Source organism: uncultured Chitinophaga sp. (assembly GCF_937874145.1).
Classification (GTDB): domain Bacteria; phylum Bacteroidota; class Bacteroidia; order Chitinophagales; family Chitinophagaceae; genus Chitinophaga.
The window spans coordinates 1-14200 of record NZ_CALNBI010000180.1; the positions used below are offsets into that span (position 1 = coordinate 1).

At 57.1% G+C, this 14200-nt stretch carries 7 protein-coding genes; 5 read left to right on the forward strand and 2 right to left on the reverse strand.

The window, feature by feature from the left end; all coding sequences use genetic code 11:
• The 3 genes from Q0510_RS08455 to pbpC form a co-directional block, all read left to right on the forward strand.
• Positions 1–1205: ATP-binding cassette domain-containing protein (locus Q0510_RS08455; RefSeq protein ID WP_298710045.1), on the forward strand; the 1205-nt coding region annotated here is incomplete at its 5' end.
• Between the two features lie 37 nt (positions 1206–1242).
• Positions 1243–6801, forward strand: coding sequence for an MG2 domain-containing protein (locus tag Q0510_RS08460; protein WP_298710047.1), 5559 nt, complete (start codon positions 1243–1245; stop codon positions 6799–6801).
• A gap of 57 nt (positions 6802–6858) precedes the next feature.
• Positions 6859–9249, forward strand: coding sequence for a penicillin-binding protein 1C (gene pbpC / locus Q0510_RS08465; RefSeq protein WP_298710049.1), 2391 nt, complete (start codon positions 6859–6861; stop codon positions 9247–9249).
• On the opposite strand, the gene Q0510_RS08470 is transcribed toward pbpC, so the two are convergent.
• Both Q0510_RS08470 and Q0510_RS08475 read right to left on the reverse strand, forming a co-directional pair.
• On the reverse strand, positions 9243–10502 hold the full coding sequence (locus Q0510_RS08470; RefSeq protein WP_298710050.1) for a replication-associated recombination protein A: 1260 nt from the start codon (positions 10500–10502) through the stop codon (positions 9243–9245). The two genes, pbpC and Q0510_RS08470, sit on opposite strands and share 7 nt — an antisense overlap.
• A gap of 13 nt (positions 10503–10515) precedes the next feature.
• Entirely contained in the window at positions 10516–10926 is a 411-nt protein-coding gene (locus tag Q0510_RS08475) for a hypothetical protein (RefSeq protein WP_298710051.1), read from the reverse strand.
• A 226-nt stretch (positions 10927–11152) separates the two neighbouring features.
• Between Q0510_RS08475 and Q0510_RS08480 the strand changes: the two genes are divergently transcribed.
• On the forward strand, positions 11153–13189 hold the full coding sequence (locus tag Q0510_RS08480; RefSeq protein WP_298710052.1) for a M13 family metallopeptidase: 2037 nt from the start codon (positions 11153–11155) through the stop codon (positions 13187–13189).
• Positions 13190–13683: 494 nt separating this feature from the next.
• Positions 13684–14200, forward strand: a 517-nt coding sequence (locus Q0510_RS08485) for an alpha-L-fucosidase (RefSeq protein ID WP_298710053.1), incomplete at its 3' end; no start/stop codon positions are given.

Genomic DNA, 14200 nt, shown 5'->3' on the forward strand with positions numbered 1-14200 from the left:
ATCACAACGATTTCAGGAATAAGTCAAACATGCCTGACTTCTACTACCAGCAACGCTTTAACTCCATGGACTCGTCTGACGCACCCACGGTCGACGAATACCTGGAAGACCGGGCGGAAGACCCGCTGCTGGCGCCCCTCAACATCGGCCCCCTCCGCCAAAAGGAGCTCATCAAGCTCTCCAACGGCGAAACCCGTCGCGTCATGATCGCCAAAGCCCTCCTGCGCCAGCCCGCCCTGCTCCTGCTCGACAACCCGTTCATCGGGCTGGACGTACAGGCGCGCAAGGCCTTCCACGGCATCGTAGACCACCTCGCCGCCACCGGCGTGGCCATGGTCCTCGTTACCACCCCGCAGGAAATCCCCGCCGCCATCACGCACGTCCTCGAACTGGAGGACGGCCGCATCGCCGGATCATGGACCCGCGAAGCCTACCTGGCGCAATACCACCCCGAAGCCCCCGAATCCGCCGTTACCTCCATGGACGCGGCACTCGTGGCCTCCCTCACCGAAAGCGCCCCGCAATACGACTTCCCTTCCATCGTGCAAATGGAAAATATTCATGTCAAATATGGTGAGAACGTCATCCTCGACGGGATCGACTGGCTGGTGAAGCCCGGCGAAAAATGGGCGCTCCTCGGTCCCAACGGCTCCGGGAAAAGCACCCTGCTCAGCCTCATCACGGCTGATAACCCTCAGTCCTACGCCAACCGCATCCACCTTTTTGGCCGCAAAAGAGGCAGCGGCGAAAGCATCTGGGACATCAAACGGAAGATCGGTTTCGTATCCCCCGAACTGCACCAGTATTTCCAGTCCGGCGCTACCTGCCTCCAGGTGGCCGCTTCCGGATTCTACGACACCATCGGATATATGCGCACGGCAACGCCGGAGCAACTGGACACCGCCGGCAAATGGCTGCAGCTGCTCGAATGCGGCGCCTTCGCCGGGGAACTGTTTAAAAGCGTGCCCGCCGGCATCCAGCGCCTCACGCTGCTCGGCCGCGCCCTCGTCAAAAATCCGCCGCTGCTCATCTTCGACGAACCCACCCAAGGGCTCGACGACCACCAGCGCAACCACTTCAAAAAAATCATCGAAATGCTCTGCGAACATATGCATGTGACCATGATTTACGTTACGCATTACGAAGAAGAGCTCCCTGCACCTGTAGACCGCTTTTTGCGCATCCGGAATGGGAAAATGATATAAATCCGATACCTTTAGTCCGTCCATTAAATCCTTTACTATGCACCTGAACAAGAGGCTATTGCCCCTGGCCTGCCTGTTAACCGTATTCGCAGCGGCATTATTCCTGGCCGGATGTGGCACGAAAGCCAAAGAGGTTGACCCCGCTTTCGCCCGTTACATCGACGCCTATACGACCGGCATTATTTCCAAACAAAGCGCTATCCGCATCCAGCTGGCGGGAGATGTGAACGTGACCCACGCGGTGAACGAGCCCGTGGCCGATGACATTTTCTCCTTTTCCCCGTCAATCTCCGGAAAGGCGTTTTGGGTAGATGCCACCACGCTCGAATTCAGGCCGGAGAAGAACCTGGAACCCGGCAAACGCTACACTGGCAAATTCAGGCTCGGGAAAGTGATGACGGTGCCTTCGCAGTTTAAAGTTTTCGAGTTCGGGTTTGAAGTGATCAAGCCTTCGTTCGAAGTGGAATTGCTGGGCCTCAAAACCGCGGGCAACAGCCGCGAAAAAATGCAATACACCGGCGTAGTGCGCACTTCCGATGCGGAAGATGTGCAGGCCGTCGAGAAACTTATATCCGTGCAATACGACGGCGAGAAAACAACCCTGCAATGGCAGCACGACGTTGCCAACAGAACGTATCGCTTCACCATCGGCAACATCACCCGGAAATCCGTAGCTGCGAAAATGAACATCCTGTGGGACGGCGCGCCGATCAAATCCGATGTGAAAGACAGCCGGGAAATTGAGGTGCCGGCGATCGGTGACTTCAAAGTACTGGACATCCAGCCGAGATATGAGCCCGAAGAGCACCTGCTGGTGCAGTTTTCCTGTCCGCTCCTGCCCACGCAGGCGCTGGAAGGCCTGATCACCATCAGCGGCACCACGGACCTGAAATATACCATCGAAGGCAGCGAAGTGAAAGTTTTTGCGCCGGGCCGCCTTGAAGGGAATTATACGGTGGTGGTGAACGAAGGGATTTTGACCGCTTTTGAAGATAAACTCGACAAGGCATTTACCGGCAGCGTGAACTTCGAGAACCGCCTGCCGTCGGTGACCATCCCCGGAAAGGGCGTGATCATGCCGCAGAGCGGGAAGCTCGTGATGCCTTTCGAAGCGGTGGGCTTGAATGCTGTGGATGTGACGGTGGTGAAGATTTACGAAAGCAACATCCCGCAATACCTGCAGCGCAATAACCTCAACGGCGACAACGAGCTTCGGCGCGTGGCGGCACCCGTCGCGGAAAAAACGATCCGCCTCGATGCGGACAAATCATTGAACCTCCGCCACCGCAACCGCTTCAACCTCGACCTGGAACAAATCATCAAAGCCGAGCCCGGCGCGATTTACCGCGTGCGTATCGGTTTCCGGAAAGATTACGCGCTCTACACCTGCAAAGGCGAGGAAGCCGGATCGGCGGAAGAGGAAGAAGAGATGGAGCGGGAATATTACGGCGAAAACATCGACCAGGACGATGCATTCTGGCGCCGCTACGACGATTATTACCCTTACGGATACAGCTGGAACGACCGCGACAATCCCTGCCGCAACAGCTACTATCATTACGAACGCTGGGCTTCCCGGAATATCATCGCGTCCAACATCGGTATCATCGCCAAGCGCGGGAACGATAACAGCATGGTGGTGGCCGTTACCGATATTCGCGACGCCAAACCCTTGTCGGGTGTGGATATCAACCTGCTCGACTATCAAAACCAGGTCATCTTCTCCACCAAATCCGACGGCGACGGCTTCGCGAAGTTCGAGTTGAAGAAGAAGCCTTACCTGCTGGTGGCCAAACGCGAAAACGAACGCGGCTACCTGAAGCTGGACGATGGTTCCTCGCTGCCCCTGAGCCGCTTCGACGTGAAAGGAGAACAGGTGCAGCAGGGCATGAAAGGGTTCCTGTATGGAGAAAGAGGGGTTTGGCGCCCGGGGGATTCTTTGTTTTTAACTTTCCTGCTGGAAGACAAAGAGGACAAGCTTCCCGAAAACCATCCCGTAACGCTGGAACTGTACAACCCGAAAGGCCAGCTTTACAAGCGCATCAACCAGCATATTTCGCTGAACGGATTCTATAATTTCAACACCATGACCGACGCCGATGCCCCCACAGGCAGCTGGCTCGCCAAGGTGAAAGTGGGCGGCGCGGAGTTCCGGCGCAATGTGCGGATCGAAACCGTGAAGCCCAACCGCCTGAAAGTGAAACTCGATTTCGGGGCGCAGCAATCGCTCGTGAAGGACCAGCAGCCCAAAGGCACCCTCACCGCAGCCTGGCTCTTTGGCGCGCCGGCGCAAAGCCTGAAGGCCAAAGTGGACGTGTCGCTTACATCTTCCCGCACGGCTTTTCCCAAACTGGAAGGCTATTCGTTCGACGATCCTACCGAGAAGTTCAGCACCGAAAACAAAACCATTTTCGACGCCAGCCTGAACGAAGAAGGCTCCGCACCGGTGGCTGCCAATATCCCCGTCGGGGAGCGCGCGCCGGGTGTGCTCAAAGCCAATTTCGAAGTGAAAGTGTTTGAGCCGGGAGGCGATTTCAGTATCGATCACTTCTCCATGCCCTACCACGTTTTCGACACGTATGTGGGCGTAAGGGCGCCGGAAGGGAACCGTCTTACCGGGATGCTCGTCACCGGTAAGAATCACGCGGTAAGCATTGTGAATGTGGATGCCAACGGCAGGCTCCTCAGCGGCAGCCGAAAAGTGGAAGTGCAGTTGTATAAAATCCGCTGGCGCTGGTGGTGGGATGAAAGCGATGACGATATCAGCAACTTCACCAACGATAATTATAATCAACTCATCAGCACCGACCAGGTAACGCTCGCGGCCGGTAAGGGCAGCTGGAACCTGCGGGTGGAACAACCTTCCTGGGGGCGTTACCTCATCCGCGTGAAAGACCTGGAAAGCGGGCACATCACGGGGCAATCGGTGTACATCGACTGGCCGAATTACGAAGAAAGGCTGTCGAAGGAAAACCCGACGGAAGCCTCCATGCTCGTGTTCACCGCCGGCAAAACGAAATATAATGTAGGAGAAGACATCGTACTGACCATCCCCAGCAGCGAAGGCGGCCGCGGGCTGATCAGCATCGAGTCGGGCAGCAAAGTGCTCAAAACCGACTGGATCAATACCGAAAAAGGACAAACCGTTTACAAGTTCAAGGCGGAACCGAACATGGCGCCGAATATTTATGTGAACGTGAGCCTCCTGCAGCCGCATGCGCAAACCATCAACGACCTGCCCATCCGCATGTACGGGACCATCCCGGTGCTGGTGGAAGACCCGAATACGGTCCTCAAGCCGGTGGTGGCGCTGCCGGCCACGTTGCGCCCTGAATCCGCAGCTTCCATCTCCGTATCGGAAGCCAACGGCAAAGCGATGACCTACACCGTAGCCATCGTAGACGAAGGCCTGCTCGACCTTACCCGTTTCAAAACCCCGGATGCGCACGGTGTTTTCTACTCCCGCGAAGCGTTGGGCGTAAAAACATGGGATCTGTTCGATTATGTGATCGGCGCCTGGGGCGGCGACCTGGAGCGGATCCTGAGCATCGGCGGTGACGAGGGGCTGAACCGTGGCGCGAGCGAGGCCAAGGCCAACCGTTTCAAACCCGTGGTGAAATTCATGGGGCCGTTTTACCTGAAGAAAGGGGAGAAGCAAACGCATAACTTTCACCTGCCGCCGTACATCGGTTCTGTGAAAGCCATGGTAGTGGCGGGCCAGGAAGGCGCTTACGGAAGCGCTGAGAAAGTAGCCGCCGTGAAGAAGCCGCTCATGCTGCTGGCCACTGCGCCGCGCGTACTGGGCCCCGGCGAAACGATCCAGCTGCCGGTGACGGTATTCGGGCTGGAACCGCATGTGAAACAGGCAAATGTATCCCTCAGCTCCAACCCGTATTTCGAAGTGGTGGGGGAATCCACCAAAACGGTGAGCTTCCCCAAACCGGGTGAGCAACTGGTGTATTTCGACGTGAAGATCCGCAGCCGGGTAGGCATCGGGAAATTCAAGGTGGTAGCCACCAGCGGGAAGGAACGTGCGGAAGAAAACGTGGAACTGGACGTGCGTAACCCCAATCCTTTCACAACGAATGTCATTGAAAAAACGCTGGAACCCGGCGCCCGTTGGGACGAGCCCTTCGCGCCGGTGGGCATGGCCGGCACCAATACCGGGATGCTGGAAGTTTCCACCATTCCCGCGCTCAACCTCGAAAAACGCCTGAAATTCCTTATCCAGTATCCCCACGGTTGCGTGGAGCAGACCACTTCCGGGGTGTTCCCGCAATTGTCGCTCGGCACGATCATGGACCTCAGCGACAAGCAGAAAGCGGATGTAGACCACAATATCAAAAGCGGCATCAATAAGCTGAAAGCCTTCCAGAATACGGACGGCGGATTGTCGTACTGGCCCGGATCGGGCGAATCCGACGAATGGGGCACCAACTACGCCGGCCATTTCATGATCGAAGCACAGGCGAAAGGATACACCCTGCCGCCGGGCTTCCTCGACGGCTGGCGGAAGTTCCAGCGCAACAAAGCCATCAGCTGGGCGCCGGGCTCTTATAACTACGTAGGCGGCGACCTCGTGCAGGCATACCGCCTCTATCTCCTCGCACTTTCCCGGACGCCGGAAATGGGCGCCATGAACCGCCTGCGCGAATTCCAGTACCTGTCCGTAGCCGCGAAATGGAGACTGGCCGCCGCGTACAAACTCGCCGGCCAGACCGAAGCCGCCAACGCCCTCGTTCGTGGCCTCAGCACCACCATCCAGCCGTATAACCAGCTCGGCGGAACGTTCGGTTCCACCCTCCGCGATAAGGCCATGATCCTCGAAACGCTCACCCTGCTCGAACAACGCGCCGCCGCAGGCGCATTGCTGAAGGAAGTAGCGTTCGACCTCGGGCAGGAACAATGGTACAGCACACAAACCACGGCCTATGCGCTCATTGCCGTGGCGAAATATTGCGGGACCAACAAAGGCAGCAAGATGGCTTTTGCTTATACCCTGAGCGGCACCAGCGCGAACGTTAATTCGGAATCCTATCTTTCGCAGATTCCCGTCGCCTTCAAGGCCAACAACAACGTTTCGGTGCAGAATAAAGGACAGAACGTGCTTTACGCCCGCCTGATCCTTCGCGGGCAACCGGAGTCGGGCCAGAACCCCTACGCGGAAAACAACCCGGACGTGATGGCGATGACCGTGCAGTACAATACCCGCACCGGCAAGCCCATCACCGAAGAAACACTGAAACAGGGAACGGACTTCGTAGCCACCGTGACGGTCCGCAACCCCGGCAAGCGCGGCTATTACGAGCAGCTGGCGCTCACGCAGGTGTTCCCTTCCGGCTGGGAAATCATCAACACCCGGCTGATGGGGAACGACAGCACGCTGCGCATGTCGCCGTACACTTACCGCGATATCCGCGACGACCGTGTGTATACTTATTTCAATCTGGAAGAAAGCAAAACCGTTACTTACCAGGTGCTGCTGAACGCGGCGTACCTCGGGCGGTATTATCTCCCCGCCACCAGCGTGGAAGCGATGTACGATAATACGATACACGCATTCGTGCCGGGCAAGTGGGTGGAAGTAGTGAAGTAATTAATAAATCTGAAACTCAAAGCCGGCGCGGGAAACAGCGCCGGCTTTTCTTTCCTTATGTGGACGCGATTCAAAGCATGGGCCTATCGGAGAAGATGGCGGTTATCGATAGCGGCGTTGCTGCTGGCGGGATATTATTTCCTCCTGCCGCGGCAGCTGTTTACCGCGCCTACGTCTTTCGTGATCGAAGACGAGCGGGGCGACCTGATGGGCGCCGCCATCGCGAAGGACGGGCAGTGGCGGTTCCCGGCGGATAAAGATGTGCCGGAGAAATTCGCCAGATGCATCGTGGCATATGAGGATAAAAGGTTTTTTTATCACTGGGGGATCGATCCCGGCGCGTTGCTCCGCGCGGTGAAGCAGAACCTGGGCGGCGGAAGAGTGGTGAGCGGCGCCAGTACCATCACCATGCAGGTCATCCGTTTGCACCGGAACAAGCCCCGCACGATCTGGCAGAAATTGGTGGAGATGACGATGGCCACGCGGCTGGAGTTCCGCTATTCGAAAAAGTCCATTCTCGGATTATATGCAGGTAATGCGCCTTTCGGCGGAAATGTGGTAGGATTGGAAGCCGCTTCGTGGCGGTATTATGGAAGGAAGCCGGATCAATTGTCCTGGGCGGAAACGGCCACCCTGGCGGTATTGCCGAATAGTCCCGCCCTGATACACCCCGGCCGCAACCGCCAGCGCCTGCTTGAAAAGCGCAACGCCCTGCTGCATAAGCTCTGGAACAATGGCACTATCGACAGCGCCACCTGCGCCTTGTCCTGCATCGAGCCCCTTCCCGATAAACCACATCCCCTTCCCGAGTTCGCTCCGCACTTGCTGAGCCGATTCCGGCAGGAGTACCGCCTGCGGGGAGAAGATGGGCCTACCCGCCTCAAAACCACGATCGCCGGCGATCTCCAGCAAAACGTCATCGACATCGTCAACCGCCATCACCTGCAACTGAAAGCCAACGGCATTAACAACGCCGCCGCCCTCGTGCTGGACGTGGAAACAGGGCACGCGCTGGCATACGTCGGCAACGTGTACCGCCCCGAAGACCCGGAGCTGGAAGCATATGTAGATATCATCCAGGCGCCGCGCAGCCCGGGCAGTACCTTGAAGCCCCTGCTTTACGCCGGCATGCTGAACGACGGGCTGATGCTGCCCAATACCCTCCTGCCCGACGTGCCCACGCATATCGCCGGGTACACGCCGCAGAACTTCGACCAGGCATATGACGGTGGAGTTCCGGCATCGCGCGCCCTGGCGCGCTCGCTCAATATTCCCGCGGTGAAAACCCTGCAGCAGTACCGCAGCGACCGTTTCCTCAACCTGCTGCGCCAGCTCGGCATCACCACCATGCGCAAGCCTGCCACCCATTACGGGCTGTCGATGATCCTCGGCGGCGGTGAAACGACGTTATGGGAACTGGCCGGCGTGTACGCCAGCCTGGCGCGCACGCTCCTGCACCAGGAGCAATACAACGGCAAATACGACACCGACGACTATCATCCGCCGATGTACCGCAGCGGCGATAAAAAGCCCGCTCGGCACAACCTCACGCGCTTCGGCCTCCTCGACGCCGGCGCAATCTGGTATACCTTCAATGCCATGGAAGAAGTGATGCGCCCCGGTGAAGAAATGCTTTGGCAGGCCTTCGCCTCCTCGAAACGCATCGCCTGGAAAACGGGCACCAGCTTCGGTTTTCGGGACGGCTGGGCAGTGGGCGTAACGCCGCAGTTTGTCGTCGCCGTCTGGACCGGGAACGCCGATGGAGAAGGGCGCCCCGGGCTCACGGGCGTTTCCGCCGCAGCGCCCGTGATGTTCGATATTTTCAGGTTGTTGCCCAATACACTGCCGTTCCCCGTTCCCAACGATCATCTCAAAACCATCGCCGTGTGCCGGCAGAGCGGCTTCCGGGCCGGGGAATATTGCACTGACCGCGATTCGCTGCCCGTGCCGCAGGCGGGGCTTCGTTCGGCCGTATGCCCTTACCATCAGCTCATCCACCTCGACCCCTCGGGCAAATACCGCGTCACGGCGGATTGTGAGCAGCCGGACAGGATGTTGCACAAACCCTGGTTCGTACTGCCGCCCGCGATGGAATATTTCTACCGGGCCACGCATGCCTACGAACCCTTGCCGCCATATCTCCCCGGATGCGCCACGGAAGACCGTGGCCGCGCGATGGAGCTCATCTACCCCAGGCCCAACGCCCGCATTTACGTGCCTGTTGAGCTCGACGGCACCCTCGGCGAAACGGTCTTCAAAGCCACGCACCGTTCCCCCAACGCCAGGATCTTCTGGCACCTGGACGCGGAATTCGTGGGCGAGACGCGGGATTTCCACCAGCTGTCGTTCCGCCCGAAGGCCGGCAAGCACGTGCTGACGGTTGTAGACGAAGACGGGGAGCAGATCCGGCTGGATTTTGAAATCCTGGATAAGTCGAAGGATCAGTAATTGTATTTTTCTTTCCACAACGCCTTGAGGTAGCGGCGGAGCTCATCTTCCCGGGGATTGCTTCCCGGGTCGTAGAACCGTGTGCCGGCGATCGCGTCGGGGAGGTATTCCTGTTCGGAGAAATTGTTCTGGAAGTCGTGGGAATAGCGGTAACCTTTGCCGTAGCCCTGTTGTTTCATGAGTTTGGTGGGCGCGTTGCGGATATGCAGCGGAACGGGCAGGTCGCCGGTTTGGCCCACTACGCTCTGCGCCGTATTGATCGCCATGTAGGAAGCGTTGCTTTTGGGGGAAGAGGCGAGGTAAGTGGCGCATTGCGACAGGATGATCCGTGCTTCGGGGTTGCCGATAACGGTCACGGCCTGGAAGCAGCTGGTGGCGAGCAGGAGCGCGTTGGGATTGGCGTTGCCGATGTCTTCAGAGGCTGAAATAACGAGCCTCCGGGCGATGAACTTGATGTCTTCCCCGCCGGCCAGCATGCGGGCGAGCCAGTACACGGCCCCGTTGGGATCGCTGCCGCGGATGGATTTGATGAAGGCGGAGATGATATCGTAATGCTGTTCGCCGGTTTTATCGTAGAGGGCCACGCGCTGCTGCGCGATGTCCATTACTTTTTCGTTGTTGACGATGATGGGGGATTCGCCTTGCAGGGAGTCCACCACGAGCTCGAAGAGGTTGAGCAGCTTGCGGGCGTCGCCGCCGGAGATGTTGAAAAGGGCTTCGGTTTCCTGGAGCTCGATGGTTTTGCCGGCGAGCCAGGCGTCTTTCTGCATGGCGATGCGCAGCAGTTTGAGGAGCTCTTCCGGGCCGAGGGGCTTCAGCACATACACCTGGCTCCGGGAGAGCAGGGCCGCGTTGACTTCGAAAGAGGGATTTTCGGTGGTGGCGCCGATGAGGGTGATGATCCCTTTCTCCACGGCGCCCAGCAAGGCATCCTGCTGGGATTTGTTGAACCGGTGGATCTCGTCGATGAACAATACCGCATGGCGGCTTTTGGCCAGGTCGATCACTTCCCGGATATCCTTCACGCCGGAAGAAATGGCGCTGAGTGTGTAGAAAGGCACCTGGAGGGTATGCGCGATGATGTTGGCGATGGTGGTTTTACCCACGCCCGGAGGGCCCCACAGGATCATGGAGGGGATTTTTCCCGCTTCGATGGCTTTCCGCAGGATGCTGCCCTGGCCGGTCAGGTGCTCCTGCCCCACGAGGTCGTCCAGCGTTTCCGGACGGAGTCTTTCTGCCAATGGTGCGCGCATGGTCCTTTTTTAATTATACGTCGAAGAATTTTTCGTTTTTCTCAGCTTCTTCCCGGTCTTTCTTCCATTTATTGAGGAAAAAGCTGGAAAGGACGCAGTTGATGGCAATGGCCGCGGCGTGGATGCCGAACAGGATATTGATCATGCGCATCATCGTGCTGATGAGGGTTTCTTTCGTATACCCGGAATCTTTCGGCACTTCCCCGATGGGCCACATCTGTTGCAGTTCCGCGGGCGTCAGCCGGTTCATCTGGATCAATACGGACATGAAGTACATCGCGTACAGAAAAGCCAGCACGCTCAGGATGATCATCTGCCTGGGGAAACCCTCCGGCAGCGGCGCGCCCGGATGGTTCAGGGTGCGTTGCAGCCTCAGGCAATAGTAGTTGTGAAAGATCGCCGTCGCATACATCATCAGCATCATGAGTGCCGGTATAGATGGGCTGAACAGGGTCGATATCAATACAAATACCGCCAGCAGGCTCAATGAGATAATATTACCCCAGGTCAGAAACCGAAATAGTCCAAACAGAAGATTCATCCTTTTCCACTTTTTTAGTCACTGCAAACCTACGAATTTACCATTTAACACAAACCCCGCGCCGTAAGTGCCAAATCTTCGATAAATTTAATCATCTAAACCTGAGCATATGCTATCACTTAACACCTCCGCCAGGCGCATGACGGCCGGCCTCCTGCTGGCTATTGCGGCCGCGGGGCCCGCCGCCGCACAAAAAGTGCCGGCATTCGATAATTCTTCTCTCGACAAGAGCATTAAACCCTGCCACGACTTCGACGGCTTCGCCAACCAGGGCTGGAAGAAAAACAACCCGATCCCCGGCACCGAAAGCCGCTGGGGCGCATTCAACATCCTCGACCGGGAAAATAAGGAAGTCCGCCTCAAAGGCATCATCCACGAAATCGCCGGCAAATCCGGCCTCGCCAAAGGCAGCGAAGAACAACAGATAGCCGATTATTACGCCTCTTTCCTCGACACCGCCACCATCGAAAAACGCGGCATCACCCCGCTGAAAATGTGGATCAGCAGAATCGACAATATCAAAAACCTGAACGACTGGGCGATTGTGTCGGGCGAGCTCAACGCCATCGGCGTCAGCTCCTGGGCCGGTTTTGGCGTGGAAGGCGACCTGAAAGACAGTAAGGTGAATGCCGTGTACGGCGGGCAGGACGGCCTCAGCCTCGGGGAGCGTTCCTATTACGACCGTACCGACGAAAGCACCCAGAACGTGCGGAAGGAATTCGTAGGGCACGTGGATAAGATGTTCGCCCTCGCCGGGTTTACTGAAAAGAACCCCGGGCAAACGATCCTCGCTTTCGAAACGGCGCTGGCCAAGCTCCAGCTGACCAACGTCGAGCTCCGCGACCCCGTGAAGACCTACAATAAGATCGCATTCACCGAGCTCCGCACCCTGGCGCCGGAATTCGACTGGAACGGTTTCGCCACCGTGCAGGGCATCCGTACCGATACGCTGGTTTTGCAGAACAAGGCGTATGTGACCAACGGCGCCAAGCTGCTGAAAGCCACGCCGCTGCAAACGCTGAAAACTTACACGAAATTCAAGCTGTTGAGCACTTTCGCGGGATTCCTGCCGAAGCAGTTCGATAACGAAGACTTCCGCTTCTTTGCCACGGTGATGACCGGCCGAAAAGCACAGCGCCCCCGTGTAGACCGCGCCATCCGTTCCGCCGACGGCGTATTGGGTATGCCGCTGGGTAAGCTTTTTGCAGAGAAATATTTCCCCGAATCCAGCAAGCAGAAGGTGTCCGACATGATCGAGAACGTGCGCACGGTGTATGGCGAGCGCATCGACCAGCTCGCCTGGATGAGCCCGGAAACCAAGCAGATGGCCCACAAGAAATTGAAAGCCTTCACGTATAAGATCGGTTATCCCGACAACTGGAAAGATTATTCGGAGATCGATATCCGCCGCGATCAGCTGGTGGAAAACATCATCAGCGCCAATAAATTCAAGAATAAAGAAAAGGTGGAGAAGATCGGCAAGCCGGTGGATAAATCCGAATGGCTTATGACGCCGCAGACGGTGAACGCGTATTACAACCCGCTGAACAACGAGATCGTGTTCCCTGCGGGCATCCTGCAGCCGCCGTTCTTTAATCCCGACGCCGACGATGCGATCAATTACGGTGGTATTATCGCCGTGATCGGCCACGAGTTTACCCATGGCTTCGACGACCAGGGCTCGCAATTCGACGCGGAGGGCAACCTCCAGAACTGGTGGACCGAAGCCGACCGCAAAAATTTCGACGGCCTGGCGAAGCGTTACATCGATTACTTCGGTGGCCTGGAACCTTTGCCTGGCTTCAAGATCAACGGCGCGCTCACGATCGGTGAGAACATTGCCGACCTGGGCGGGCTCACGCTGGCGTACTACGCGTTGAAAAAATCTTTCGAAGGGAAGACGGAACCCGCTCCCATCGATGGCTTCAGCTGGCAGCAACGTTTCTTCCTCGGCTGGGCGCAGGTATGGCACGCCAATATCACGGATGCCGCATTGCGCAACCAGATACAGACGGACCCGCATAGCCCGGCACGTTACCGGATTAACGGGCCCATGCCGCACCTGAAAGAATTCCACGATGCATTCAAATGCAGCGAAGGCGATGCCATGGTGCTCCCTGCCTCGCAGCGCGTGGTGATCTGGTAATTTCAGGCACATTTGGAAAAAAGATATAACGGCCGGGGGAAGTCTCCCCGGCCGTTTTTTGTATGGTATTTTGACGGAATTTGGTAAGATGACAGAAATGGGGGACAAAAAACAGGAGTTTTTGACGCTGGGATTACGATTGTTGCGTAGTTCTACGCCGATGATTTTCGGTATTAATACGCTTTCCTAACAATTTGAAAAACTTGACCTTTGAGACTGGATCTCATGGTTCATCAGTCATCCATAAGACCCATCGGCCTGTCCACCGTTGTAACCCCAAATTTTTCCCCTGGAGGCCGGTGCAGGTTCCCGTACTACCTGTGCCGGCGCCAACGGTTCTTCCTCTTTCCCCTGATTAATACGCTTTCGAGAGTTTGTTTTCCCGCGAAGGGGAAACGTTTGCACCTGCCCGCGCAAATACTATCAGTAACCGCCAAATAACTGCAATCGCGGGGCAAGCGGCTTTGTTATACTTGCAGTAAATTCCTACAGTTATGAAAATGGATCTGAAGAAAACGGTGTTCCTGGCCGCGATGGCTTTGGGAACATCAACGGCATTTGCACAGCAGCCCGGCGAATTATGGGGGCAGAACAGCGAAGCCGGGAAAGGCGAAAAAACGAAATGGTTCACCGATGCAAAATTCGGGCTCTTCCTGCACTGGGGCCCTTACGCCCACTTCGGCGGCGAAATCCGAGGCAAACGTTACTACGGCATCACGGAATGGATCATGCAGCGCGACAAAACCCCGGCCAATGAATATGCACGCCTGTCGCAGGGGTTCAATCCTTCCCAATTCAATGCGGATGAATGGGTGACCATCGCGAAAGCCGCGGGCGTGAAGTATATCGTTATCACCTCCAAGCACCACGACGGTTTCGCCATGTTCGATTCCAAATATTCCGACTTCGATATCGTGGACGCCACGCCCTTCAAGCGCGATCCGCTGAAAGAACTGGCGGCCGCCTGCAAAAAGGCCGGCATCAAGCTCGGGTTTTATTACTCGCAGTTCC

Excerpts from the sequence above, each read along its gene's own strand:
- Q0510_RS08460 (WP_298710047.1), top strand. The coding sequence starts at position 1,243 with ATGCACCTGAACAAGAGGCTATTGCCCCTGGCCTGCCTGTTAACCGTA.
- pbpC (WP_298710049.1), top strand. The coding sequence starts at position 6,859 with ATGTGGACGCGATTCAAAGCATGGGCCTATCGGAGAAGATGGCGGTTA.
- Q0510_RS08470 (WP_298710050.1), bottom strand. The coding sequence starts at position 10,502 with ATGCGCGCACCATTGGCAGAAAGACTCCGTCCGGAAACGCTGGACGAC.
- Q0510_RS08475 (WP_298710051.1), bottom strand. The coding sequence starts at position 10,926 with ATGATGCTGATGATGTATGCGACGGCGATCTTTCACAACTACTATTGC.
- Q0510_RS08480 (WP_298710052.1), top strand. The coding sequence starts at position 11,153 with ATGCTATCACTTAACACCTCCGCCAGGCGCATGACGGCCGGCCTCCTG.